This is a genomic window from Gottfriedia acidiceleris, from assembly GCF_050457485.1.
Classification (GTDB): domain Bacteria; phylum Bacillota; class Bacilli; order Bacillales; family Bacillaceae_G; genus Gottfriedia; species Gottfriedia acidiceleris_D.
Map to the genome: position 1 here is coordinate 135927 of NZ_JBCMJM010000008.1, position 24679 is coordinate 160605.

Consider the following 24679-nt stretch of genomic DNA (forward strand, 5'->3'; position numbering starts at 1 on the left):
AGATGCTCTCCTTTTTTATGTATCGAAATTCCTATTAATCCTGCTCATTTAAAGCTTCTTGTTCGACTCTTTGTAAAAAATCATGTACTGCTTTTAAATTATTCCCCTTTGGATTAGCTAGCTTTAACATCGCTCGTCCGATAAAATTTACTCCAGCATTTGTGCCTTCATAAATAAATTTTGTATGTGTATCGTCGATTTTTTCTAATGTAAATGTCAGATTCGTTTCAAATGCATTTGCTAAAACAAAATAGATTTGCTTTTTTTTATAGGATTCAGTATCTTCGTATGCTAAAGTTTCAACAATATAAGATTCTACACGTTTTCCTTCTCTATAACTTTGCTGATGCTTTGCACCTACTTCGTTTTCGTTTTTATCGATTAAATTATGCTCTTCAACTTTAGGCATTATTTTCTTAATATTTTTATCTAAAAATAGACTCCATACTTTTTCAATATTTGTATTAATAACAATGTCTTCTTTCCATTTAATCATTAGTTGTATTCTTCCTTCCTGAAGCAAAAATTTTATCTATTTCGTTTAAAGTTAATCCTCAATTTCTAATTTTTGTTTTTTTCGTTTAAATCACTTTAAAAACCATGGAGATCACCAAAATTTCAAAGACTAATTCTATTATACCGAAATGTGTTTTCATATCATAAAAAAAGCCCTCTCATTTAATAAGAAGACTCCGACTTTTATTTAATTTACCTTAAGCTTTTTCGGTATTTATATTGGTTCCATTGAAAATGAATATAGCATCCAATGCAAAATCCATTGATTGCGATAATCGATGCTAATGCAACCATAATTGAAAACACATAAAATAATACGTTCCAACCAACTAATGCACCAATAAATGCTAGTGATAAGCAGGTTACTGCAATTGTTTGATTAAAATTTTGTTGGCCTTTATCCTCTTGCGGATAGCTCGATGGTTTCTTTTTTAAAAAACGTTTAGCCAATTTTATGATCGGATGGAAATCAAAAAGTATTCCACTAAGACCACTAATTAAAGGAATAAGTAGTAGCCAATACTGACCAGTGACCCAAGTTAATATAACAGAAATAAAGATCGTCCATTGATTTGTACGAACTAAAGGTAATGGAATTGTATTTATTTTTGAATTAGACATACATAAAACCAACCTTTCGTATCGGAATAATTAAGTATAATCATAATATGATTTCAAAAACAATACAATCCATAATTTCTGAAAAAAGTAAAATAATTTTAAAACGAAAGGCTGCGTCAAATTTAAATTAATGTTGAACTAAAAAAAGGTTGTCTAATTTGACAACCTTTAGAAACTCTTATTCAACTAAAGCATTGCGTCAATTGCTTAAACCAAGTTCTTTTTCAATATTGTATTCCTTAAGCTTATCAAAAATTTGATAGAACCCTTCGATTATATATTTTCAAGAATATCTCTATAATATTGTCGTAAAGTTTCCTTTAAATTAGTAGGCTCTATGATTTTTACTGTTTGTCCTAATCTGGCAAGATATTTAATGATAAAGCCAAGTTCATTTGGCTCATATGTACCAATAATATATGCATTTTCCAACTCGTAGATTAATTTCATGGATGGATAATGTTCCTGTTGAAATAATTCTATTCCTGCTTGGTTAATCAACCACTTAAATTGGATTGCATTTTCTGACGGCTTCCAAAGTGAATGCGAATTTTGCTTAGTAATTTCTTTTAATTCCTCCAAAGGTTGAATGGTTGTTATTTCAGCTGAAGAGATACGATCACAGCGAAAAACACGGTAAGCCGTTTTATCCATATCATATGCTTGACAATACCAATATCCCTTCATTATGTAAATAGCAATCGGGTGAATAGTACGAAAGCTGTTTTGATAGGTTATTTTTAGTACAATATTTTGAACAGCAGCCATTAATAATATTTCTAAATGTATGCTTTCTCTAATTTGTTCAGTATGTTGAAAGGACACGCGATTTTGCATCCTCTCTATTTCTTGTTTTTGACATTCCGACAGTACTTTTATGAACTTTTCATGAATTGTACGATAGGATACTTGAAAAGGTAAATTTGAAAAACTTCGAAGTGACTGCATTGCAAAGTAAAGCGCAAGGATTTCTTGATTATTAAAATAAATAGGTGGAAGCTTCATTTGATTAAGTAAACGATATCCTCCATAACGACCATATTCTGCATAGATTGGAGCTCCAATTTCTTCTAGTGAAGCTATATCTCTAAGTGCTGTCCTTTTTGAAATCTGAAATTCCTGCATTAAATCTTGAAGTGTAAAATGCTGTTTTTGATTGATGAAGCGAAGTATTTGATTAATTCGTTCTGATTTTTTCATAAAAACACCTCTTAATGGTGCCTACTTTTGTCACCTTTAGGCACTACACTAGTTAGTGTAATCAATATTGATGTAGGAAACAATACAATCTCATTTGTATATTGGATTACTATACTGACCAAAGATTTAAACAAGCATATTACACTAAAATCTAAAGGAGTTGTTTAATTTGACAGTACAATTAAATTCATTTTTGATGATGGATGGAAATGCAAAGGAAGCTATTGATTTTTACAAGGAATCACTCGATGCAAATCTATTATTTTGCCAAACATTTGGGGATGCACCAGAAGATCCTAATTCCCCTCTACCAGAAAATTTGAAGGATTTAGTAGCACACGCAATATTAAAAATCGGAGAGACCAATATCATGGTTGCTGATATGTTTCCAGGTTTACAATATCGAAACGGGAACAATGTTAACATCTGTATTACTACCAATGAAATAGAGAAAACAAATAAGTTTTACGAATTATTGAAACAAGATGGTCAAGTGGTGATGCCACTGAAACAAGTTCATTTTAGTCCTGCCTACGCTATTGTAACCGACAAATTCGGTATTACTTTTCAAATTTTCACAGCACTATCAGAAGAGGCTGTAAAAAGAGGTCATCAAAAAGAAAATTGACCGTTTAGATTTATTGCGCAATAGACATCTATTTAATACCTAATTTTAAATTAGGTATTTTTTTATAGGTAATAAAAGTTGCTTTAGCGACTATTGACCTTATTACCCCTAATGCATGTGTAGTGTTTAAATATTTGGCTCTGTTAAACAAAATGTTGATTTTTGCTTACTAGAAAAGACTGTTTTGTGATATTATCCCCTAAGACATTTCGTCCAAGTGAAAAGTGAATACCAGAGTCCCATTTATCAATGTAAACAAAAGAACCTTCCATGATAGAAGGTTCTTTATCTATTCCCCAGTTTCAGCAAATTGTTTAATACGAAGTCCAATTTGATCACGCACTCTTTGGAATACACTCCATTCTTGACCTGCTGGATCATCAAATCCCCAATGAACACGTTTCACATGTGGTGGTGTTACTGGACATACATCATTCGCATGACCACATAAAGTCACGACTATATCTGCATTGTTTAAGATGTTATTATCGATTACATCTGATGTTTGATTTCCAATATCGATGTCAACTTCATCCATTGCTTTAATTGCATTTGGATTCACACCATGTGCTTCAATCCCAGCTGATAAGACATTCCATTCATTTCCTAAATATTGTTTTCCCCAAGCTTCTGCCATTTGACTGCGGCAGGAGTTTCCGGTACATAAGAAGTAAATTGTTTTTTTATTATCTGCCATGTTTATTCCACCTTTGTTTAAAAATTATATTGTTGTTTCTTTTGCAAAATATTTTCTTTTCATCCACAACGCTGTGTTAACCAACGCAATCATTACGGGTACTTCAACCAATGGACCAATTACTGCTGCAAATGCCGCTCCTGAATTAATTCCAAACACTCCAACTGCAACTGCAATTGCTAATTCAAAATTATTACTTCCAGCTGTGAAAGCTAAAGTTGTTGAAACTCCATAACTTGCTCCCGATTTCTTCCCTAAGAAGAAAGAAACAAAGAACATAATGATGAAATAGATTAATAAAGGAATTGCGATACGAACAACATCTAAAGGAAGTTCTACAATTACTTCTCCCTTCAAAGAAAACATCACAACAATTGTAAACAATAATGCAATTAACGTAATTGGACTGATTTTAGGAATAAATTCTTTTTCATACCAATCTCTACCTTTGGCTCTTACAAGAAATAACCTTGTAAATAGTCCTGCTAAAAATGGAATTCCTAAATAAATGAAAACTGATTTTGCCACTTCTGGCATTGTAATATCGATTGACATTCCTTCTAAACCAAAAACTTTTGGTAATACTGTTACGAAGAAATATGCGTAAACAGAGAAGAAAATCATTTGGAAAATGGAGTTAAAGGCTACTAATCCAGCCGCATATTCACGATCACCATCAGCTAAATCATTCCATACGATAACCATCGCAATGCATCGTGCTAAACCGATCATGATTAAACCAACCATATACTCTGGATAATCTCTTAAAAAAATAATTGCTAATAAAAACATTAATACTGGTCCTATTAACCAGTTTTGAATTAACGATAGAAATAATACTTTTACATCTTTAAATACTCTTCCGATCTCTTCATAACGAACTTTAGCCAGTGGCGGATACATCATTAAAATCAATCCGATAGCTAAAGGTATTGAAGTCGTTCCAACTTGTAATTTGTTTAGGCTATCTACAAATCCAGGTGTTGAAATACCAAGAATTATCCCAAATGCCATTGCTATGAATATCCAAAGGGTTAAATATCTGTCTAAAAATGATAATCGTTTCATTCTCTTCTCCTTTTACAAACTAACAACAAGAATTAAATTTAGATTCGGTGGAAGTTTTACAACAAGATGTATTCTCTATTTTTTGAACTTCACTATCTGCTTTTGTATAGAAGAATTCCCACTCATTTCCGTCTGGATCTGTTACCCAAAACTTATCTTGTACCGCATAGCAACAAGTTGTATCCATTTCTTCGCGGGCAAAGAAACCTTCTTTTTCTAGTCTTTCTTTATGAGCTAAGATTTCTTCAGCTGTTTCAACTTGGAAACCAAAGTGATTTACTTAATTCCCTTCAACTTGATCACGAACGTTTAATGTGAAATTAAGACCTGGATTTTCTAACAGGAATTTCGCATATCCCTCTTTCACTTTAACAGGTACTAATCCAAATACCTTTTGATAAAAAGCGATTGATGCCTCTAAATTTGTCACATTAACCCCTACATGAACATATTTCATACAGAATTCCTCCCTAAATTTGTTAAATCAAATAAAGTTGATTTAAAGATTAAAAAAATTAGCAACAATTACTGTTACGATTAGCGTTATCTGATTTTCGGAAAATACAACAAAGCTCTTCTGATAGCAAGCTATTAACTTCTGTGTCGTTTAAATCGTAATAGCTCCATGTACCTTTTGTCTCTTTAATAATGAGCCCTGCGTCTAGTAAGATTTTCAAATGATAAGAGAGCTTTGATTGTGTCATATCAAACGTTGCTGTTAAATCACATACACATGTACTTCCTCTTTGGCAAAGCTCATACATGATTTCTAGACGCTTCTGATCAGCTAACGCTTTAAATTTCTTCTCATAATTCTGGAAATATTGTGTCATCTCAGTCATATACTTTCTCCTTAATCAAATTTTCTTGATGAATTAAATATATGTTAGTTTACCAAATAATTGCAATATATAAATCAAAAAAATCAGCAAACCACTTCACAAAACCAAACAAAAAAACGATCAAAAATGATCGTTTCAGTTTTAATTAATAGGTGCTCCATATTGAACAGGATATAAGCTTCCTTTATAAGCGAAAGATATATTTCCTGTTTCTTCTGATACAACTAGAGCAAGTGCATCGCTTTGTTCTGAAATTCCGACTGCTGCTCGGTGCCTTGTTCCAAGTTTTTTATTATCGTATGTAATTTTAGAAAGTGGAAGTACATTACCTGCTGAAATGATCATGTTACTTTCAATCAGTACTGCACCGTCATGTAACGGGCTACCTGGATAAAAAATTGATTCTAACAATGCTGGAGATAGTTTTGCACCGACGTGGATCCCTGAACTCATCAATTCTTCAAGTGAGTCGTCTCTTTTTACAACAATTAATCCGCCGTGTTTGCGTTTGGATAAGTGTTGAACTGTGATTGTCAATTCATCAAAGATATCAGTATACGGAGAAAGATATGAATTTAAATAAAATGAGGCTGCATCCATTTGTAAATTATTAAAGACCCGATGGATATTTTCAAATTCAGTTAAAATGCCGCATCCTTTATTTTCAATTCTTCCAATCATGCCTTCGATTTTTAAATTAAGTTGAGTTAATGTTTTTGTTATATTTTTTCTTACAGTGGGATTTAATTGAGACTCGAATTCATCCATTTCAATTTTTCATCTCGCTTTCGAACCGAATTACCTCCAATTAAGTTTCCCAAAGTTGGCTATGTTATACCAATCATTACCATACTTGGTTTTGAATTCAAGAACAATTGATGGTACGTAACGAACTAATTTGATTATCTTGCTGCCCATGCTTCAACTTCTATTTTTATGTCTGGATTTGCTAACGCTGATACATAAGCATAAGTTGTTGCAGGTGGATTACCAGAATGAAATTGGCTCCAACAGTCTAGAAAGAATTGACGATCGATTTTCTCCGTTAGCCAAAAGTTTAGTTTAAAAAGATTATTAAGTTCGACTTTCTCACTCTCAAGAATGTTTTTTATGTTCTCAAGTGCATTGACAAATTGACTTTCGATATCATTTGGAAATACGCCGTTTTTGTCGTTTCCTACTTGACCTGATAAAACAACTAGCTCTGCATGTCTTGGGACAATTGTGACATGACTATATTGGCCAACAGGTGCGGCAACAGATTCAGGGTTTACTTTTTTAATTTTCATTTATATTTCCTCCTTTTTTCTTTCAAAAAACCTCAAATGTCATAAACATTTGAGGTAGTCATTTTATATGTATACATATCATCTTAATAATTCTATTACTCTAGCTAATCCTGTAGGTGTTATTGAAATATTAAATAATGAAGCAAATTCTTTTTGATCTATATCACTCTTAATCCAAGTTAAACCGTTTATAAATCCTTGCATTTCCAATTCTATTAATGCAGGTTCGACATCATCAATTTCTACTCCTACTTCATTATGAAGCCCTTTTTCAAAGTCTGGCTCTTTTTCTTGAAGTTCTTTAAAAATGGCCAATAGCATTAATCCTGCATCTGAAATCTTACTACCCAGAAAGAACACCACCTTTCAGACTATTTATTCGACAAAAGGTGGTGATTTCCTTTTTTTGGTAATTCTTCTACTTATTTAATAACTTATTTGTTTTTTCAACGAGCTTTTGAAGATCCATCGGCTTTACTTGATTATTATCTAGTTTATATTTTTGTTTAAGTAAAATGATTCGTTTTACACTCTCGTTTATACGTTCTTCTGAAATTGTTTTGTTTTTCACGGCTGTTTCGATTTCTTTATAAACAGCTTTTACTTCGTTAGGATCATGAGCAACCATAATGATATCACTTCCAGCTAAAATGGAAGTAACCGCTGCTTTTTCTAAATTATAATTTTTCCCTATTGCATCCATCGTCATATCATCCGTCATCACCACTCCGTCATATTTTAAATCATCCCTTAACATTGAAGTAATGATCATTTTAGACATTGAAGCAGGGTATTTAGGATCAATTTTTGGTAATAAAATATGTGCAACCATAACAGCATCTGCTTTTTGGTTGATCGCGTCCTTAAACGGTATTAATTCCAATGATTTTAAATCAGTATACGATTTGTTTACAACTGGTAATTCTAGATGGGAATCAACTGAAGTATCTCCATGGCCCGGAAAATGCTTTACAACCGGGATGATTTTCTCTGATTGAATCCCTTTCATTGTTTGTATTCCTAAATTACTTACAGTTTTTGGATTATTACTAAATGAACGATCACCAATGACCGGATTTTTAGGATTACTATTTACATCTAAAACAGGTGCAAAATCCATATTTAAACCAAAAGCTTGTAGCTGTTCTCCTAGTATTTGACCAATTTCAAATGAAAATTGCCCATTATTTTTCTTTCCAATTATTTCGTTTGACGGTATTTGACCAAGATTTCCTGGTAAACGAGAAACCCTTCCACCTTCTTGATCAACTCCGAATAAGATCGGTAAATGATTATTTCGATTAGCAGCCTTTATTGAATTTACAAGTTTAACCGTTTGACTGTTATTCGTTAGATTTTCATTGTAAAAAATAAATCCACCAATATGATATTGTTCAACTAATTCCTTTAAACTACTTGAGTAATTCGGTCCGTAAAAACCTGAGATAATCATTTGACCTATTTTTTCTTGAAGTGTCATCGCATTTAAAAGCTGATCTAGATTAGTGCCAGTACTAGAATTAAGCTGCTCAATCATTGATACTGACGTATGATGTAATGTTGGATTATTATTTTCACTAGTTGGTCTTGGTAAGATAAACTTCAGTTCAATATGATTTGGCAGTTCATAAACTAAAATAATTTGATCAACTTGTTGGTCCTTATAATATTTAATCTTACTTGGCTTTGTTAATTGTTTCATAATATCGTCATAGTGAATTTGTTGTAAATTAAAATCATATGATCTAACTTCATAAATTCGATTTTGATGATCATATCCTACTGCAAATCCCTGTTTTTGATAGGTTAAGTACGTACCATTAGCAACCTGATCTTTTTGGGTAGATTCCCCAAACTGCTCCGTTAAATCGTTTAAAGATGACTTCCCTACTTCTATATTTTTTTGGTTTGGAATTTCTCCCTTTTTAGCGCTTGAAAGGATATTATTTAAAATTTCTTCCGTTGAAAGTTGACTCGAATGATTAGTCTCCGTTTGATGATTTGCATTTTTATTTGGATTCGATTTTGATGAATCTTGGAAAACTTTATCTTTCACCGCAAAGTAAACACTTGTACAAACAATTAATAATAGTATTAATAAAAATATAGCTCTTTTGATAATATTCTCCTCCTAAAATATTATTTTCCCCTCTTTACTTACTTATATTTCCATTAGTTAAGTGGGCACCTTCTAACGAATAGGTGCATACGATGAGAAAGATTAACAAGGAGGGACTAATTAGCATGACCAGTAAAAAATCCCATGAAATGATTCAACCTATAAACTACAAAAATCAAAATATGAATCCAAATCAGAATAATCCTTACTATGATTATCACCAATATTGGTATAACGAATATCAATCATATCCTATTCATCAACAGCATCATTCAATTGACCAATCTGACATTTTTTATCGTCAGCATGCTCAAGCTACTTTCGTTTTAGTTCACGGCTCATGGGTTGATCCATTTTTTTGGCACGGAATAACAAGAGAACTACAAAAAATGGGACATATTGTTCACACACCACAGTTGCCTGGGCATGGTACAGATAAAGATAAAAATGTAAATCATGAGATGATTACAAAACAAGTTGTTCATTATATAACGTCTAATAAGCTTAATAATATTATTTTGATAGGTCACAGCTTTGGTGGTACTGTCATTCAGAAAGTCGCTGAACAGCTTCACGACCGAATTAAACGATTAGTTTTTTGGAATGCTTTTGTTTTAAATGACGGCGAAAGCCTGGCAGATCAATTCCCACCACAAGCACAAAAATTCCTTTTAGACTTAGCAAAACAATCTTCTGATAATACAATCAAACTACCATTTCAATACTTCCGGGATGTGTTTGTTAACTTGGCTGATTTACAAACGGCGCGGCAAATTTATAATGCGACAACACCGGAACCAGTAATGCCTCTAGTCGAAAAGCTAGATTTAAAAACGTTTTACCAATTATCTACTCCAAGAAGCTTTATTAATTTACAAGAAGATACAGTAGTACCCGCAGGCGAAAATTCTGGTTGGTACCCTCATATGGCTAGTAGATTAGGAATTTATCGTTTTATACAAGGAAGTGGCGATCATATGTCAACTGCAAAAATATACCCAAGAAGAATGGCACAATTAATTGTAAATGCCTCACGAGACTAAAATGGACTTTGCTAGTTTATGATTGTATCACTTAATTTATTTACCTTTAAGTGAAGTGAATATTTTTAACTTCATTTAAAGGTAATTTAAATTAGATTTAATCCTATTAATATATATTTAATATTTTTGTAACATGTACTATACTAATAGTATGAAAAATTTTAATATTATTAGGAGACCGAGATGAATAAATTTAAGAAAATCGCAACTATAGCTACTGCAACAACTCTATCAGCAGGTATTCTATTAGGGATGCTACCAACTGAAACCCAAGCAGCAACTAATACTAAAGTTGTCCAAGCTCAAAATGATTTAAAAAAACAAGTTAGCTCTTACATTAAAGTACTAAACAACTTAAAAAGTGAAATCTATTATACAGATCAAGATGTTTATGATTATTATAAAGAACTACAAACTGATGTTACTTTATTTAATAAGTACGGATATACAGGTAAAGACGAGCTAGTAAAAAAAACAGCAAGTTTTAAAACAAGAATTGATAAAGCTCGTAAAGACAATGCAGCAGTAGATATGAAAAAAGTAACTGCACAGTTTAATACATATATTAAAAAAGTAGATTCAAAGGGTGCTAAAACATACTTTACAACTCAAAAAAATAAATTGATGGCAATTAGAAATTACCAAAACCACACATATGATACGATCGAGTCATATGTATACGATATCGAGGATCAAATTTTTACGGAAAATGAAATTTATATTCGTAAGCAATTACCTGTTGAATATAAAAACTATGAAACTGAATATGCTTTAGTAAATCAACACTTTTATGGGATGACATCTAAAGACCAAGAAATTATTAGCTATGCATACGATGTTCTTGATATGGATTACACAACACATCGTCAAATCGAAAAAGATCTAGATTCTATGTTTGAAAAGTATTTTAAAGATGGTTTTGATGAGCTCTATGATATAGAAGATAATGAAAGCTTAGATAATGCAATTCAAAAAAGAGATGTAGCAAAAGCAAAAGTTGCTCTTGTAAATGCAACTACCGTTTTTAAAAAATTTAATAATACTTACAATCAATTTGAAGCTGCGGCCGACGTATATAAAACAAATCTAACAGTTAAATTCGCTAATAAAGTAAAAAAAGCGCCTGCTACACAACAATAAGATAAGCATCTAAATAAAAACAGTCCTTTGTATGAAAATCATCTTTTCCAAAGGACTGTTTTTTATGTTTAACTTGATTTAATTTTTCTTGTTTCGTTTTTGTTCTACGCGTATTTAAATCTAACATCGCAAATGAACTTCTACTTAATTCTGGATTTCGTTTACCTTCTCTAACTAGTTTGTCTCGTAATTTTCTTGCTTTTGATTTGCTCATTCTTTCCACCTCTTTTAACTTTATTCTTCTATTATATACAAGCAATCAAAGTTTTCCACTAACACTTGGAATTTATTTTTTTGAAATTGGAATAAAATGATTAAATAAACCGACCACTTTTATGTCCTTGTCTAAAGCCTTAACCTCGTAAACTGAAAAAAAGACATAATCTTTTTTAGTTGTAACCTTACTAATAAGTTTTTCACCTAATAAATCAATCCCGAAATCAATATATTTGTTTTTTGATTCCAATTTAAGTTGATCCTTTGCCCAAGTGACAAACTCTCCTTTAGATGGATTTGTTTGTGCAGAAATAATTAGACAGATTGCTAAAGCCCCGATAACAAGTAATTTTTTCATAAAGTCACCTTTTCATTATTTTTACTAATTATATGATAAAGGATATTACTGAATTGTCCAGAAAATATCTTTTTTTATTAATAAAATGTCTAGAAAAAATAAAAAAGGGTCCTATTGCGACCCCTTTTAGTAAAAACGAGTTCAATTTGAAACTTATTTAATTACTGCATTTTTTACAATTTTTGAATCTAAAAATGGAATCACTGAAAAAATTTCATTTATGCCATGTTTTGATATAGCATCTAATGCAAGTTCATTAAGTAGGTCACCCTCAATAAATGGACAGATTGGTGTTAATGACTTGATCCCGTTTAATTCATAACTCTTTCTTGTGCATTCATCAATTATTTTATTACTAATAAATGGTGCCATCGATGCTAGTCCTTTTATACCATTTGTTTCAAACTCTTTCTTTGCACATTCATCGATGATTTCGTCACTGATAAATGCTGCCATTGATGTTATTTCTTTTATGCCATTTTGCTCAAACTCTTTCTTTGCACACTCATCGATGATTTCATCGCTAATAAATGGTGCCATTGACGTTAATCCTTTTATACCATTTGTTTCAAACTCTTTCTTTGCGCATTCATTAATTACTTCTTCGCTGATAAATGGTGCCATTGATGTTAATCCTTTTATACCATTCGTTTCAAACTCTTTCTTTGCGCATTCATTAATTACTTCTTCGCTGATAAATGGTGCCATTGATGTTAATCCTTTAATACCATTCGTTTCAAACTCTTTCTTTGCGCATTCATTAATTATTTCTTCGCTAATAAATGGTGCCAAAGTTGTAAAGCCTTTTATACCATTCGTTTCAAACTCTCTCTTCGCTAATTCGTCAATTAATTCTTTACTAATAAACGGTGCAACCCGAGTTAATTCTTCAATTCCATTGGACTCAAACTCTTTCTTCGCAAATTCATCTATTACATCGTTACTAATATAAGGTGCCATCCGCGATAATTCTTTGATTCCATTTGAATCAAATTCTTTCTTTGCACATTCATCAATTATATCTTCACTAACAAATGGAGCAATATCCGCTGTATCAATAATCGTTAGATCGTTCTCAACGTTTCTAAAAACTAAGTCGGCTTGATCGATATTAAGAATCGGTGCAACATTTAAAAATTCTTCTTTTTCAACTTCTAACTCAATTGAAGAATCAGGATTATCTTTTTCAATTAAATTATTAATCAACTTAACACCCTTTACATTTCCTAAAATTTCATCAATGCTTACATTAAATATCTCTGCAAGCTCTGGTAATTTTGAAATATCAGGCATTGTCTCTCCACGTTCCCAGTTACTAATTGCTTGAAAGCTAACACCTAATTGATCAGCTAGCTTCATCTGTGTAATCTTGTTTGCCTTTCTTAATTGAGCAATTTGTCTACCTACTTTTTTCATATCAAACATTTATATCACCTCTATTTAAAAGTTAATTTCATTGTATCTAGTTAATTGAATAGTTAAAATCAAGTGTTACTTGAATTAAGGAAAATGGACTCAAGTAATAATTGAGTTTCTAGAAAGTCGGCAATTTTAGTAAAGTTTAGTAATTAATTTAAAATGTAGCTTTCTGCATTGAACTTAATGCTCAATTTATTATAACAATTTTTATAAATATAAGTATTTGAATTTTCAAGCAACAAAAAAAACAACTCAAGATGAGTTGCCTTCAGAAATATCATTAAGATTAATCTTTTGTACTCCATTCGTAAAGTGCTTCATAATTTAATTTTTCTAACCAATGTCTTTCCGCTAAAATAACTGGGTGAATCAATATATCCTTCCGATTTGAGTCATCACAAAAATTAAATAATTTATCTTTATAAGGTTCTAACAGATCTAGAACTTCTTTTATTCGCCATTTAAATCGTTTACTTGAACCCCAACCTACAATAATAATATCTGCGTTACTAATCGCTAATTTAATTGCTTCATCGTTATGTTCGCCAACTTCGCATTCTTTCCCTTTTAGCTTTGTTGAATCCGGTTCCATTAATGCAAAAAGATTTACTAGTTCTAGCGATCCGAAGTTACCTTTCTTATAATCTATAAAAAAGTTAAGACATCTCGCCAATATATAATCACTCTTTAGATGATTTGCTCGACAAGGATTAAGTAATACAAGAGTAGCTTTCTTTTTTGATTCATCCCAAGTTCTTGTAAGCGAATATCGCATTAATTTATTTTGTTTATCGAAGACCGCCTTCGTATTAATTTGCATTGAATGACAGTTTACAAAATCTTCAAATGACATATACTCACTCTTTTCATCATTAATTAAAACAAAATCAACAAGGTATTATATTCCATATAATCGTCATTTGTACTATATTATTAATTTAAAATAAATAATCCTTACTTTGTATCTAAAAAAAAATGAAATTTTAGTAGCTTACTATTTACTAATTCATATTTTCCTAGTACGATAGTGGATAATTTATACAGTTCATATTAGGAAGGGGATACTTTATGATTAAAGGAATCATTTTTGATTTGGATGACACATTACTTTGGGACCAAAAAAGTGTTCAAGTTGCATTTGCAAATACATGTAAGTTAGCAACCGAAAAATACGGTATTGATCCAGCTGAATTTGAAAATGCCGTCCGTGATGCGGCTAGAAAGCTTTATGAATCATACGATACATACGAATTCACAAAATTAATTGGCATTAATCCATTCGAAGGACTTTGGGGGAATTTTTTAGATGATCATGATCAATTTCCAAAAATGAGGGCGAATTCTCCTACCTATCGAAAAAATGCATGGACTCTTGGCTTAAAAGCATTTGGAATAGATGATCCAGAATTTGGTCATTTATTAGCCGAAACATTCCCTGAAGAACGCAAAGGAAATCCTTTTGTATACGATGAAACATTTGATGTGCTTAATCGATTAAATGGTCAATATAAACTACTCTTACTAACAAACGGCTCCCCTGATTTGCAACATACGAAGCTTTCAATTACACCAAAGATTAAAGAGTATTTTGATCAAATACTAATTTCTGGAGACTTCGGAAAAGGTAAACCTGACCCAAGTATTTTTGAACATGCCTTATCATTAATGGAACTATCAAAAGAAGAGGTCATTATGGTTGGAGATAATCTTATGACTGATATTTTAGGCTCAAGCAGAATTGGAATGAAAAACGTTTGGATTAATAGGCATAATAAAGAGCGAAATGAAGTTGTACCTACATATGAAATAACTCATTTAGAAGAGCTTTATCCGATTATTGATTCTTTGAAAAAGTAGGTTTTGTTAAAAAAATCTAGTGGTCCATTTTTATGGGGACTTGCTGGATTTTTTTTTGATTGGGTATTTACAATTAAAAGGATGAAAAACGCAATTAAACTAAAAATATAGCCAAACTACTATCCGTATATCGGGCTTCTTCATAAGCTGGTGCCTTTCATTAAATTTTTTAGTCTAACCAATCTATTCAGCCAAAAAATCAAATCAAACATGCAATTTCACAACGACATTATTATAAAATATTACGATTTTGACTAGATATACCCCATACTTATGTCAAAAATCTTAAAAATCTTCCCTTTGACAGACTGCTAGTCCTATAAAATTTTTAAACTAATGATATTGACCGTTTCGATGAGTAAGATTCGTTTCATAAAATGTAGTAACAAACTCATGGAGGTTAACTACTATTGTCGGAACAACATGGAATAAGCATATCTAAAAACACTTCACCAGAGAATAGAAATCATATTTTAAAAAGAGCTAAGAAATTACTTGGGAAAAAGGTTTTTTTGGAGACATTTTTATTTAATTATAGAGGAAGATTAGTATCAATTAATGAAGACCTTTCATTAAATATGATCATTTTGGCCTCTGATGAGGTGTTTAGGCAAATTAGAATTGATTTAGCGTTGGTGATTGAGATTGGTAAATTATCTTGTAAAAGTGTTTCTTCAAGAAATGAGCAAGGTGATTTTACAAGTGAAGAGTCATCGCAGGCGAAGAGACATTATATAACTGTATCTGAAAGAACGTCTCCTCAAACACAAAAAAGGATTAATCGTTTTGCCAAAGAGTTTAAGGGTGAGGTAGTCATCGTAAAAACACTAATTTATCATTATGTAGTTTGCATTAATGAAATTCATGATTCATATATAACAGTCCACCAACTCATCGATTTTGATCCGCATTTTGCTATTGAGTTTAGGATTGATAAAAATATAATTTATGAAATTGTTGATTTTCCAATATAATGTTAGAGCGAAAATAAAAAGTACTTTCTAAGAAAATTTTAGAAAGTACTTTTTTATCAACTAGAGATTAACATACAGTATTGCTATTAGATTTAATTAATGCTTGTTGTAAATCCGCTACGATATCTTCCCATGCCTCTAATCCGACTGACATGCGTAGCATATTTTCTGTTATGCCCATTTTTTCTCGTAACTCTTTTGGAACGACTGCATGTGTCATCGTCGCCGGATGCTGAACTAATGTCTCTGTATCACCTAGACTTACTGCTATTTTAATCATTTCTAAATGGTTAATAAATTCCTGTGTATCTTCCTTTGTCCCGTCAATTGTAAATGCGAAGACTCCTCCACCTTTTTTCATTTGCTTACTTGCAATAAAATAATTTTGACTTTTAAAATCTCCAGGGTAAAATACATCCTTTACCATTGGATGCGATTGTAAAAATGAAACGACCTTTTTTGCATTTTCACATTGACGGTCCATTCGAACTGCTAATGTCTTTAATCCTCGAAGCAACAGCCATGCATCAAAAGGTGACATAATTGCTCCAATATCTTTTCGGATGGGGATTATTCGATCCGCAAGCTCTTTTGTTTTACAAACAACAATTCCTGCAACTACATCACCATGACCACTAATATATTTCGTTGCACTATGTAGCACAATGTCACAGCCTAGTGTTAATGGTTTTTGTAAATAAGGTGAACAAAATGTATTATCAACTACTACGGTAATATTATTTTTCTTTGCAACTTCGACAACCATTTCAATATCAATGACTTTCATTGTAGGGTTGATCGGTGTTTCAATAAATATAACTTTCGTGTTTTCTTGGATTAAGTTTTGAATTTCTTCCTCAGTATCCATTTCACAAAAGTTATGTTCAATTCCAAATTTGCTCTCTAGCATTTCTAAAAAACCATATGTACATCCGTATATGCCTTTTGAACATAAAATATGGTCTCCGGTACTAATTAAAGAGAAAATTGTAGCAGACACAGCAGCCATACCAGAACCAAATGCTAACGCTACTTCTCCTTCTTCTAACGCTGCCATTCGTTCTTCCAAAATTTGAACGGTTGGATTTCCTAATCTTGAGTAAATAAAGTCATCTCTTTCTCCAGCAAAGGACTGTTCTCCATGTTGTGCAGTAGGAAATGTATAGGTAGACGTATGAAATAATGGAGGAGTTAAACTCCCGTGATACTCACTAGTTTTATAGCCTTCGTGAATCAACTTTGTATCAAACTGATTTTTCTTCATTTCTAATTAGCCTCCTTAATTAAGTGCGTGTTGATCAAACGTTAATTAAAGCAAAAACTTAAATGAAAACCCTTACAAAATATTCACTTAGACTACTTCTATATTTAGGAAAGTAATACCTTTTAATAGATCATACTATAGGTAAAATTACATACTCTTAATCCAAAATAAGACTAAAATACAAAATAGAAAGTAGCAAAATATTCAATTTTATATTGGTTCTTTCTATTTATTCACTAAAATTCCTTACCTAACTATTTCCCTATTACATTTCCGTTCGAAAGAAAAAAAGCACTTTCTAAAAATCTAGAAAGTACTTTTTATTTTCAAATTATTCTCTTTTGAGTTAATCTTCTAACCACTTCAGAATTTCATCAATTCCAATCGCTTCTTCAACTTCTGGAAATTTCTTAATAAAATTTAAATCGGTATCATTTGGTATCAATTCATCAAATTCGTTTGGATCATGGAAGCTCATTGACTACACCTCTTTAGTAAATTTTATTTAATTTTTGTATTGTTAACAAACTTACTTAATAAAATACATATCCAACTTTTAATGAAAAAATTACTTCGATTAACGAATGAATTAATAATAATAATAATAGTTCGTAGTTTTTTTATTTTTCCCTCTTTTTTTCATAAAAAAACTTGTACAAAATAGTTCAGTGTCTAGAACAAACTCTTCCTTTCGACCATTTAATATTATATCTATTTAATTAGATGTATTTTATGATCACATTTATTACCGAGTCTATGTAACGAAGATTTTCTACAACATTTTATTACTGATTATAAAGTCATCCTTATAATTACTTCTTCTAGCCTTAAAATTAATCTAAAATAAGCACTTTTCAATTCGAAACTTCTTCTCCTAAACTACCCTTTCCACTTATTCTCCTGAATTGATTTTAAAAGTAATACAAGCCAATTTGAAAAATTTCATTTATGTAGATTTCGGTCCAAATAAAGTAGGTGTTATCTCAGATAGAAATAACATCTACTTTTTATTTACTTTCCTAAACTTCCTTCTTATTTCACCATTCCATTCCTAAGTGCCGTTACTACTACTTGTGTTCGGTCTTCACAGCCAAATTTTTGTAATATACGATGGACATGTGATTTAACAGTACCTTCCGTTATAAATAATTTCTTACCGATTTGGTCATTTCGAAGTCCATAGGCCATTTCCTGGAGGATTTCTTGTTCACGCTCCGTTAGTTTTTCGATAAGTATTGATTCACCTTTTTTACTTGGAATGGCAAATCCAGAAACAATCGCTCTAGAAAGTGCATTTGCTGCAAGGGTGGTTTTAAAAATAGCTTCTCCTCGATAGGCTGAGCGAATCGCATCAAGCATTTCTTCAACTTCAGCATCTTTTAATAAAAATCCTACAGCTCCTGAGCGAATTCCTTGGTAAATATATTCTTGATCATCAAATGTAGTTAAAATAACAATTTTCGTCGTAGGTAATAGTTTCGTTATTTCTTTTGTAGCATCTATTCCTGAAAGATTTGGCATTTGTATATCCATCAGAATGACATCTGGAATTTTTTCTTTTGCTAACTTGATTGCTTCTATTCCGTCAGATGACTCACCAATTAAATTCATATCATCTTGCAGATTTATTACATAACTAAAACCTTGCCTAATCATCGTTTGGTCATCAACTAGTAAGACCTTAATTTTTTTATTTGACATATTTTCTCACCCTTTCCTTCGTCACAATGGTATTTTTGCAACGATTTCAAAGCCATGTGGAAAAATAATTGAATAGGAAAGACTTCCATTCATTTTCTCTAGTCTTTCTCTCATTGATTTTAATCCAAATCCTTCACTAATTTTTTGAGCATTTTCTAAATCCCCATTATCCCTAACGGTCATATTGATGAATTCAGCTTCCTTTCTCAGTACAACATCTAGTTTTGTAGCTTGAGAATGACGTATCACATTTGTAATTGATTCTTGTAAAATTCTAAACAGTATTTTGTATACCTCGACATCTAATTCAACATCACCAATCTCCGCTTTAAAGGAATATTGAATACCTGTTGAGGACTCCATATGTGTCAGTAAAGTTTCTAATGTGCCAATTGCAGATTGAGGAAGATCATCAGCAAGTGAATGAACGGATTTTCGTATATCATCTAAGCCTTTCCGAGCAACTACTAACATATCCTTTAAACTTTGTTCGGCTTGATTTGGATCCTTTTTTATCATATATTGTACAGCTTGCATTTGAACAATGATTGAAGTTAAACTATGTCCCACGGCATCATGAATATCTCTTGCAATTCGATTTCTCTCTTCTAAAATTGCATTTTGCATAACAGTAGAAGACGCTTCTTGTAGCTGACTGTATGCTTTTTCTAAATTAACGACATGTTGTTTATTCAATTCATACATTTCATTTCGCTGCATTCTACTTCTTATATTTAAATAAATAATAATTGAGATCAAAATATAAGTTAAAACGTTTAATAAATCTTGGTGTCCAAATCGCGTATAGATTAAAGCAATGACAATCATAACGATAATTGATGCAATCGGAGTTCGCGATAAAGAGGAACGAATAATCGTTACGTGAAACATAAATGCTAAAAAATACAGCACATTTACTTCTTTAAACATAATTAATCCTACCAAAGCTTCAATCACCATAATACTAAAAGCAATAACTAAATATACATTCGACCATTTATCTTTATGAATCAATAAAATGCATGTTAAAGTAACCCAAATAGTTAAATAAAGTGCCGTTTTAAGAGGTGGTCCACTAAATAATTTTCCGGTGCTCATGAAAATTAAAATAATAGTAGCACCTATGATTGGTCTTAATAAGAAGACATTCTTCTCCTTCAAAATAAACTTACTCCTCTCATTTACCCTTTAAAAAATTCACTTTTAATTTTAATCAATATTCTTCCTGTTTTCCTCTATCTCTAGTTATAGACTTTATGAATAAATTTCTATCTAATAGAAGTCGATTCAAAATTAATAAAAGAATATCATATGAACATACAATACAAATTAAGGAGAAAAACAATGAATCAACAATATATTTTTATTGGAATTATTATTTTACTTTTAGTTTATCGCATCTTTAAAAGGTTCCGTCGAAGTATCGGATGGCAGCAATTGAATAAGAAGAGAATGCGCATAAGTACAGTGATCTTCTTTATAATTGGAGCATTAATCCTATTTCAAGGTGGTTTAAAACCAATTATTTTAACTTCAGATGTTGTTGGTATTTTAATCGGAATTGGGCTTGCTTATTTCGCTTCAATTAAAACAAATTTTGAAAATAGAAATGGAGCATGGTTCTATAATACAAATATTTGGATCAGCAGTACCGTTACACTACTATTCTTCGGTCGCTTAGTTTATCGAATTTATGATATTTATTCAATTGAAAAACTAAATGGGTTACAAAATGATGATTTATCTAACAGATTACAAAGCATGGCTTCTGGATGGTCTGCTGGGTTAATGCTAATCATGTTTGCCTATTATATTGTTTTCAATTTATATATGATTCGAAAAGAGAAAACACTTGCTCAAGCAAACAACGATTTCCCTATTGAAGGTTAATTGTTCTAAATCTTGAAATAGGAAAACCCACAAGGAAAATTTTTATACCTTGTGGGTTTCTTTTATTATTGAATACTTAAAGCAAAATCCACAGCACTTTCAGCATGAATTCTTGTTGTATCAAAGACAGGGATACTGCAATTTTCCTGAGAGATTAACATCGTTATTTCAGTACACCCCAAAATAACCGCTTCCGCTCCGTGTTCAATTAACTGATTGATTATGTTTAAATAAAGTTGCTTAGATTCCTCCTTCACAATTCCAAGACAAAGTTCCTCATAAATAATATTATGTATTAGTTTTCTTTCAGCCTCATTTGGGACGATTACATCTAAACCAAACTGTTCTATTAATCTTCCTTTATAAAAATCATGCTCCATTGTAAATGCTGTTCCTAACAAAGCAACTTTTTTAATTCCATTATTTACAATTTCTTTAGCAGTTGCATCAGCAATATGTAATAAAGGAATTTTGACCGATTCCTCAACTTCCTTGGCCATCTTATGCATTGTATTCGTACAAATAACAAGACAATCTGCTCCACTTGTCTCTAGCTTTTTAGCAATATCAATCATAATTTTCGTTAACTCATCCCATCGGTCCTCAAACTGAAGCGTTTTAATTACTTGAAAATCGACTGAATACAGTAAGCTTTTTGCAGAGTGATGACCGCCAAGCTTTTCTTTCACACGCTCGTTCATAATTTGATAATACAGTAATGAAGACTCCCAACTCATACCACCAATCAACCCGATTGTTTTCATCATCATTCAACTCCAATTTCTTTTAAAATTTTTACTCATCTGTTCATCAAAAAATCAAGACCTATTATTATCTCTTAGTTTAACAAGGAAATTTATCAAGAACTATAGAATAGTTTAAGCACAATAAATGAAGTAGGAGAGAACAAAATGCATATTGAAGAAGAAAAAATATTCCCTAATTGTCCATTTATTACTAGAATAGTAGAAATTGGTGGCCAAACGAAATCCCAGTTAATCGAGAAACTACAACAAGCATCTATCTCGATGAATGAATATGGTGAGATGCTATTAAAAGATGATCACTTTACAATATCAAATACAACGTACAGCCTTCAAACAGTTGAACTAACGGTTGGCGATCTTGGATTTTTAGAAGGAGCTACAACACCTCAAATTTATAAAAAAGCAAGGGAACTCAATTTGGAATTGTGCCCTCTTGAGCTAGGACCTTACATAAGACTATCGTATTTAGATCAACCAGAAGGTTTTTCAGGGAATTCCGTAAAGCAACATCAAGCTCCTTCCGGTTCAATCACAATTGCATCTGAGGCACTATCTGAAGATGAAGATTTTCCGAAAGGTTTTTACATTAGACGAATTAATGGTGTACTATGGCTTCGCGGATACCGTGCCGATCATCTACATGTTTGGAACAACGATGATCATTTTATCTTTTGTCAAAAATAGTGATTAATTTGCTTTTGATAATCTATCAATTGCTTCTTGTTCTGATGAAACAAAAAATACATTATTCCCTTTATTACACTCATAAATGAAATCTTTTAGTGCCTTACTTGTATAACTTAAAAAGTCACCTATAATCGCAAACTTAATATTGTAGTTAACGAACTTTTGAAGCACCGCACCTGCAAGTTTCGTACTTAGATTGAAAAATTCTTCTGAAATTGCTTCTTTGTTCAGTGCTATACGATTACTTTTATGATCATAACTGATTGTCATAATAAGATCTAAAGCACTTTGTTCATCCATAAGAATTACTGAATCTGCATTCGCAATTGCAATTAGATGCCCATTTACTTCAGTTGTTTTAATATTCATCTACGCTTCCCCTTTTTAAAGTTTTTATTATTTCTACTATTTTAAAACAAAGAGTATGTAGCGTGAAGCGAATATAAGATTAAATTTATTACACAGAAGAAATGATAAGTCTTAGTATCGTTAGTTACTGGTGCCCATTGATCGACACTATAGTCGATCTTTTTTATTTTAATTGGGAGTCTACATAAAGGAAATCTCAAAAAAAATTTACTCTTTGTTTGATAACAAAAGTAGCTTTCCATATTACAAATGGTGCTCTTCCTCTTAATATACAGAGAAAAAATAAGCTGTTTTGTACACAGACCTAATAAAATTAAAAGTCTTTTTTTAAAACTCAAAGTTCTTTATAGTAATGAGTAGTTAATAAAGGATATAAGTTTCATCCAACTTATTTAAAGAGAGGAATCACTATGAAAATCGATACACCCACTATCCCCAAAGAATTAATAGCTAGAAATTTTTATGATATTTTTTATGAAGAGGATCCAGAATTAGGAATGTGTGAGATTTCTGGCTCTGTTTTTGAAAATGAAGTTGTAGATCGAGTATTTTTATATAAAGCCGTTATCAAGAATTGTAAGTTTACGAATACAGATTTTAAAAATATCAGTATGACTGATGTATATTTTGAAGACTGTGATTTATCAAATTGCAATATGAGAAACTCTTCTGTCCACAAAGTTATCTTTAAAAATTGTAAATTATTAGGCGCAAATTTTACGGAATCTAGCATTGGTAATGTACAATTTGAAAACTCTGTTTTAAATTTGGCACTATTCGGAGAATCAAAACTAGAAAAAGTAATTTTTCGAGACTCTGTTCTAAAAAGTACTGATTTTTATGATTGTAAATTTAAAAAAGTTGATTTTAATAGATGTAATATTGATGGAGCAAATTTTGAACAAACATCTCTCAATGGTATAGATATTAGTAGTTCTACTTTTAATGAATTAACAGTTTCAATTAGTAATTTAAATGGCTGTAAGGTTTCATCAAATCAAGCCGTTCAATTTGCAACATTGATGGGTTTAAAGATTGTAGATTAGAAGTTTAACATTTGATTAAATCTTAAGATTTTTAGTTAGAAGTATTATTTAAAATCTGTTAGTAATGGGAGTGGTAAAATCATGGATTATCCTTCACCGAACGAAGCGGAGTTAAAAGTGAAAATATGGCCTAAAGATTGTATAGCAGCTGGTTATCGTCATACTGTCGGGCTTAAATCGGATGGTACTGTGACAGCTGTTGGTGATCATAAATATGGCAAACTAGAAGTAAACGATTGGCGCGATATTGTGGCAGTTGCTGCGGGTAACGCTCACACGGGAAATTCTCATACGATTGGGCTTAAATCAGACGGAACGGTTGTAGCTGTGGGATGGAATAAGCATGAACAATGTAATGTAAGTGATTGGCATGATATAGTGGCAATTGCTGCGGGTTGGCGTCGTTCCGTCGGGCTTAAATCAGATGGTACAGTCGTAGCTGTAGGTCGAAACAACGATGGTCAGTGCAATGTATGTGATTGGCACAATATAGTAGCAACAGCGGCAGGTGACTGGCATACTGTCGGACTTAAAGCGGATGGCACAGTTACAACTGTAGGTAATAATCGGTATGGCCAATGTAAAGTGAGTGGATGGCAAGAAATTGTGGCGGTTGGGGCCGGTTATCTTCATACCGTTGGGCTAAAGTCGGACGGCACGATTGTCGCTGTGGGATTGAATAAGGATGGTCAATGCGATGTAAGCGAATGGCACGACATTATAGCGATCTCGGCTGGTAGTAATCATACGATAGGACTTAAAGCGGACGGCTCAGTTATGGCTACCGGGTTGAATAGTCATGGCGAATGTAATGTAAGTGACTGGTGCAATATTGTAGCGATTTCGGCTGGTTGCACACATACTCTCGGACTTAAATCAGATGGCACAGTTGTAGCTGTAGGTAGTAATGAATTTGGCCAATGTAATGTAAGCAACTGGCACGGTATCCAACTAACTCCAAAATAATT

At 31.8% G+C, this 24679-nt stretch carries 29 protein-coding genes and 1 pseudogene; 9 read left to right on the plus strand and 21 right to left on the minus strand.

What is annotated here, in order from left to right; translation table 11 throughout:
• Positions 1-34: 34 nt before the first annotated feature.
• From ABEY15_RS09335 to ABEY15_RS09345, 3 genes are all read right to left on the minus strand, one after another.
• Positions 35-496, minus strand: a complete 462-nt coding sequence (locus ABEY15_RS09335) for an SRPBCC family protein (RefSeq protein WP_429889776.1) — start codon at positions 494-496, stop codon at positions 35-37.
• Positions 497-708: 212 nt separating this feature from the next.
• On the minus strand, positions 709-1137 hold the full coding sequence (locus ABEY15_RS09340) for a DUF4395 domain-containing protein (RefSeq protein WP_429889777.1): 429 nt from the start codon (positions 1135-1137) through the stop codon (positions 709-711).
• A gap of 273 nt (positions 1138-1410) precedes the next feature.
• Positions 1411-2337, minus strand: coding sequence for a helix-turn-helix transcriptional regulator (locus ABEY15_RS09345; protein WP_429889778.1), 927 nt, complete (start codon positions 2335-2337; stop codon positions 1411-1413).
• Positions 2338-2506: 169 nt separating this feature from the next.
• Here ABEY15_RS09345 and ABEY15_RS09350 point away from each other — a divergent pair, with 169 nt between their 5' ends.
• Positions 2507-2965: a VOC family protein gene (locus ABEY15_RS09350; RefSeq protein ID WP_429889779.1), complete on the plus strand. Its 459-nt coding sequence runs from the start codon at positions 2507-2509 to the stop codon at positions 2963-2965.
• 289 nt (positions 2966-3254) lie between these two features.
• Here ABEY15_RS09350 and arsC read toward each other — a convergent pair whose 3' ends face one another.
• The 8 genes and pseudogenes from arsC to nagZ all read right to left on the minus strand — a co-directional run bounded on the left by arsC (position 3255) and on the right by nagZ (position 8917).
• Positions 3255-3662: an arsenate reductase (thioredoxin) gene (gene arsC / locus ABEY15_RS09355; RefSeq protein ID WP_429889780.1), complete on the minus strand. Its 408-nt coding sequence runs from the start codon at positions 3660-3662 to the stop codon at positions 3255-3257.
• A 24-nt stretch (positions 3663-3686) separates the two neighbouring features.
• The gene (gene arsB, locus ABEY15_RS09360) at positions 3687-4730 is read right to left on the minus strand and encodes an ACR3 family arsenite efflux transporter (protein WP_429889781.1); all 1044 of its coding nucleotides are present in this window, start codon (positions 4728-4730) and stop codon (positions 3687-3689) included.
• A gap of 19 nt (positions 4731-4749) precedes the next feature.
• Positions 4750-5187, minus strand: a pseudogene (locus ABEY15_RS09365) (ArsI/CadI family heavy metal resistance metalloenzyme).
• 58 nt (positions 5188-5245) lie between these two features.
• Positions 5246-5563, minus strand: coding sequence for an ArsR/SmtB family transcription factor (locus ABEY15_RS09370; protein WP_429890063.1), 318 nt, complete (start codon positions 5561-5563; stop codon positions 5246-5248).
• Positions 5564-5713: 150 nt separating this feature from the next.
• Positions 5714-6340 carry a sporulation-specific diadenylate cyclase CdaS gene (cdaS, locus tag ABEY15_RS09375; RefSeq protein WP_429889782.1) on the minus strand — a complete coding sequence of 209 codons (627 nt, stop codon included), beginning with the start codon at positions 6338-6340 and terminating at the stop codon, positions 5714-5716.
• Positions 6341-6474: 134 nt separating this feature from the next.
• Positions 6475-6861, minus strand: a complete 387-nt coding sequence (locus tag ABEY15_RS09380) for a RidA family protein (RefSeq protein ID WP_429889783.1) — start codon at positions 6859-6861, stop codon at positions 6475-6477.
• 78 nt (positions 6862-6939) lie between these two features.
• Positions 6940-7176, minus strand: a complete 237-nt coding sequence (locus ABEY15_RS09385) for a hypothetical protein (RefSeq protein WP_429889784.1) — start codon at positions 7174-7176, stop codon at positions 6940-6942.
• Positions 7177-7279: 103 nt separating this feature from the next.
• On the minus strand, positions 7280-8917 hold the full coding sequence (nagZ, locus tag ABEY15_RS09390; protein WP_429889785.1) for a beta-N-acetylhexosaminidase: 1638 nt from the start codon (positions 8915-8917) through the stop codon (positions 7280-7282).
• 188 nt (positions 8918-9105) lie between these two features.
• Here nagZ and ABEY15_RS09395 point away from each other — a divergent pair, with 188 nt between their 5' ends.
• Together ABEY15_RS09395 and ABEY15_RS09400 are read left to right on the plus strand one after the other, a co-directional pair.
• On the plus strand, positions 9106-10023 hold the full coding sequence (locus tag ABEY15_RS09395; RefSeq protein WP_429889786.1) for an alpha/beta hydrolase: 918 nt from the start codon (positions 9106-9108) through the stop codon (positions 10021-10023).
• Between the two features lie 183 nt (positions 10024-10206).
• The gene (locus tag ABEY15_RS09400) at positions 10207-11163 is read left to right on the plus strand and encodes a hypothetical protein (RefSeq protein ID WP_429889787.1); all 957 of its coding nucleotides are present in this window, start codon (positions 10207-10209) and stop codon (positions 11161-11163) included.
• On the opposite strand, the gene ABEY15_RS09405 is transcribed toward ABEY15_RS09400, so the two are convergent.
• The 4 genes from ABEY15_RS09405 to ABEY15_RS09420 all read right to left on the minus strand — a co-directional run bounded on the left by ABEY15_RS09405 (position 11150) and on the right by ABEY15_RS09420 (position 14009).
• Positions 11150-11377: a hypothetical protein gene (locus ABEY15_RS09405; RefSeq protein WP_429889788.1), complete on the minus strand. Its 228-nt coding sequence runs from the start codon at positions 11375-11377 to the stop codon at positions 11150-11152. The two genes, ABEY15_RS09400 and ABEY15_RS09405, sit on opposite strands and share 14 nt — an antisense overlap.
• 72 nt (positions 11378-11449) lie before the next feature.
• On the minus strand, positions 11450-11737 hold the full coding sequence (locus ABEY15_RS09410) for a hypothetical protein (protein ID WP_429889789.1): 288 nt from the start codon (positions 11735-11737) through the stop codon (positions 11450-11452).
• 153 nt (positions 11738-11890) lie between these two features.
• Positions 11891-13162 carry a helix-turn-helix domain-containing protein gene (locus ABEY15_RS09415; protein ID WP_429889790.1) on the minus strand — a complete coding sequence of 424 codons (1272 nt, stop codon included), beginning with the start codon at positions 13160-13162 and terminating at the stop codon, positions 11891-11893.
• Between the two features lie 280 nt (positions 13163-13442).
• Complete coding sequence (locus tag ABEY15_RS09420) at positions 13443-14009, minus strand: DUF1643 domain-containing protein (protein ID WP_429889791.1); 567 nt, start codon at positions 14007-14009, stop codon at positions 13443-13445.
• A gap of 215 nt (positions 14010-14224) precedes the next feature.
• On the opposite strand from ABEY15_RS09420, the gene ABEY15_RS09425 reads away from it, so the two are divergent.
• Positions 14225-15013, plus strand: a complete 789-nt coding sequence (locus tag ABEY15_RS09425) for an HAD family hydrolase (protein WP_429889792.1) — start codon at positions 14225-14227, stop codon at positions 15011-15013.
• A 410-nt stretch (positions 15014-15423) separates the two neighbouring features.
• Positions 15424-15987 (plus strand): hypothetical protein, encoded by a 564-nt coding sequence (locus tag ABEY15_RS09430; RefSeq protein WP_429889793.1) that lies wholly within the window; start codon positions 15424-15426, stop codon positions 15985-15987.
• 67 nt (positions 15988-16054) lie between these two features.
• On the opposite strand, the gene megL is transcribed toward ABEY15_RS09430, so the two are convergent.
• The 4 genes from megL to ABEY15_RS09450 form a co-directional block, all read right to left on the minus strand.
• Positions 16055-17251, minus strand: a complete 1197-nt coding sequence (gene megL, locus ABEY15_RS09435) for a methionine gamma-lyase (protein ID WP_429889794.1) — start codon at positions 17249-17251, stop codon at positions 16055-16057.
• A 346-nt stretch (positions 17252-17597) separates the two neighbouring features.
• Positions 17598-17729, minus strand: coding sequence for a hypothetical protein (locus ABEY15_RS09440; RefSeq protein ID WP_282439847.1), 132 nt, complete (start codon positions 17727-17729; stop codon positions 17598-17600).
• Between the two features lie 554 nt (positions 17730-18283).
• Positions 18284-18952 carry a response regulator gene (locus tag ABEY15_RS09445; protein WP_429889795.1) on the minus strand — a complete coding sequence of 223 codons (669 nt, stop codon included), beginning with the start codon at positions 18950-18952 and terminating at the stop codon, positions 18284-18286.
• 21 nt (positions 18953-18973) lie between these two features.
• The gene (locus tag ABEY15_RS09450; RefSeq protein WP_429889796.1) at positions 18974-20113 is read right to left on the minus strand and encodes a sensor histidine kinase; all 1140 of its coding nucleotides are present in this window, start codon (positions 20111-20113) and stop codon (positions 18974-18976) included.
• Positions 20114-20296: 183 nt separating this feature from the next.
• Here ABEY15_RS09450 and ABEY15_RS09455 point away from each other — a divergent pair, with 183 nt between their 5' ends.
• Entirely contained in the window at positions 20297-20842 is a 546-nt protein-coding gene (locus ABEY15_RS09455; protein ID WP_429889797.1) for a hypothetical protein, read from the plus strand.
• A 65-nt stretch (positions 20843-20907) separates the two neighbouring features.
• Here the strand turns inward: ABEY15_RS09455 and ABEY15_RS09460 are convergent, their stop codons facing one another.
• The gene (locus tag ABEY15_RS09460; RefSeq protein ID WP_429890064.1) at positions 20908-21606 is read right to left on the minus strand and encodes an aspartate/glutamate racemase family protein; all 699 of its coding nucleotides are present in this window, start codon (positions 21604-21606) and stop codon (positions 20908-20910) included.
• Between the two features lie 147 nt (positions 21607-21753).
• On the opposite strand from ABEY15_RS09460, the gene ABEY15_RS09465 reads away from it, so the two are divergent.
• Positions 21754-22293, plus strand: coding sequence for a helicase (locus tag ABEY15_RS09465; protein WP_429889798.1), 540 nt, complete (start codon positions 21754-21756; stop codon positions 22291-22293).
• Between the two features lie 3 nt (positions 22294-22296).
• On the opposite strand, the gene ABEY15_RS09470 is transcribed toward ABEY15_RS09465, so the two are convergent.
• Entirely contained in the window at positions 22297-22665 is a 369-nt protein-coding gene (locus tag ABEY15_RS09470) for a DUF4180 domain-containing protein (protein ID WP_429889799.1), read from the minus strand.
• Positions 22666-23075: 410 nt separating this feature from the next.
• Here ABEY15_RS09470 and ABEY15_RS09475 point away from each other — a divergent pair, with 410 nt between their 5' ends.
• A complete protein-coding gene (locus ABEY15_RS09475; RefSeq protein ID WP_429889800.1) occupies positions 23076-23711 on the plus strand; it encodes a pentapeptide repeat-containing protein in 636 nt (211 codons plus the stop codon).
• Positions 23712-23792: 81 nt separating this feature from the next.
• Positions 23793-24677 (plus strand): RCC1 domain-containing protein, encoded by an 885-nt coding sequence (locus ABEY15_RS09480; RefSeq protein WP_429889801.1) that lies wholly within the window; start codon positions 23793-23795, stop codon positions 24675-24677.
• The last annotated feature ends 2 nt before the right edge of the window (positions 24678-24679 follow it).

Bases quoted from the DNA above. Each gene is read 5' to 3' on its own strand.
- ABEY15_RS09335 (WP_429889776.1), bottom strand. From the start codon at position 496: ATGATTAAATGGAAAGAAGACATTGTTATTAATACAAATATTGAAAAA.
- ABEY15_RS09340 (WP_429889777.1), bottom strand. From the start codon at position 1,137: ATGTCTAATTCAAAAATAAATACAATTCCATTACCTTTAGTTCGTACA.
- ABEY15_RS09345 (WP_429889778.1), bottom strand. From the start codon at position 2,337: ATGAAAAAATCAGAACGAATTAATCAAATACTTCGCTTCATCAATCAA.
- arsC (WP_429889780.1), bottom strand. From the start codon at position 3,662: ATGGCAGATAATAAAAAAACAATTTACTTCTTATGTACCGGAAACTCC.
- arsB (WP_429889781.1), bottom strand. From the start codon at position 4,730: ATGAAACGATTATCATTTTTAGACAGATATTTAACCCTTTGGATATTC.
- ABEY15_RS09370 (WP_429890063.1), bottom strand. From the start codon at position 5,563: ATGACACAATATTTCCAGAATTATGAGAAGAAATTTAAAGCGTTAGCT.
- cdaS (WP_429889782.1), bottom strand. From the start codon at position 6,340: ATGGATGAATTCGAGTCTCAATTAAATCCCACTGTAAGAAAAAATATA.
- ABEY15_RS09380 (WP_429889783.1), bottom strand. From the start codon at position 6,861: ATGAAAATTAAAAAAGTAAACCCTGAATCTGTTGCCGCACCTGTTGGC.
- ABEY15_RS09395 (WP_429889786.1), top strand. From the start codon at position 9,106: ATGACCAGTAAAAAATCCCATGAAATGATTCAACCTATAAACTACAAA.
- ABEY15_RS09400 (WP_429889787.1), top strand. From the start codon at position 10,207: ATGAATAAATTTAAGAAAATCGCAACTATAGCTACTGCAACAACTCTA.
- ABEY15_RS09405 (WP_429889788.1), bottom strand. From the start codon at position 11,377: ATGAGCAAATCAAAAGCAAGAAAATTACGAGACAAACTAGTTAGAGAA.
- ABEY15_RS09410 (WP_429889789.1), bottom strand. From the start codon at position 11,737: ATGAAAAAATTACTTGTTATCGGGGCTTTAGCAATCTGTCTAATTATT.
- ABEY15_RS09415 (WP_429889790.1), bottom strand. From the start codon at position 13,162: ATGTTTGATATGAAAAAAGTAGGTAGACAAATTGCTCAATTAAGAAAG.
- ABEY15_RS09420 (WP_429889791.1), bottom strand. From the start codon at position 14,009: ATGTCATTTGAAGATTTTGTAAACTGTCATTCAATGCAAATTAATACG.
- ABEY15_RS09425 (WP_429889792.1), top strand. From the start codon at position 14,225: ATGATTAAAGGAATCATTTTTGATTTGGATGACACATTACTTTGGGAC.
- megL (WP_429889794.1), bottom strand. From the start codon at position 17,251: ATGAAGAAAAATCAGTTTGATACAAAGTTGATTCACGAAGGCTATAAA.
- ABEY15_RS09440 (WP_282439847.1), bottom strand. From the start codon at position 17,729: ATGAGCTTCCATGATCCAAACGAATTTGATGAATTGATACCAAATGAT.
- ABEY15_RS09445 (WP_429889795.1), bottom strand. From the start codon at position 18,952: ATGTCAAATAAAAAAATTAAGGTCTTACTAGTTGATGACCAAACGATG.
- ABEY15_RS09455 (WP_429889797.1), top strand. From the start codon at position 20,297: ATGAATCAACAATATATTTTTATTGGAATTATTATTTTACTTTTAGTT.
- ABEY15_RS09460 (WP_429890064.1), bottom strand. From the start codon at position 21,606: ATGAAAACAATCGGGTTGATTGGTGGTATGAGTTGGGAGTCTTCATTA.
- ABEY15_RS09465 (WP_429889798.1), top strand. From the start codon at position 21,754: ATGCATATTGAAGAAGAAAAAATATTCCCTAATTGTCCATTTATTACT.
- ABEY15_RS09470 (WP_429889799.1), bottom strand. From the start codon at position 22,665: ATGAATATTAAAACAACTGAAGTAAATGGGCATCTAATTGCAATTGCG.
- ABEY15_RS09475 (WP_429889800.1), top strand. From the start codon at position 23,076: ATGAAAATCGATACACCCACTATCCCCAAAGAATTAATAGCTAGAAAT.
- ABEY15_RS09480 (WP_429889801.1), top strand. From the start codon at position 23,793: ATGGATTATCCTTCACCGAACGAAGCGGAGTTAAAAGTGAAAATATGG.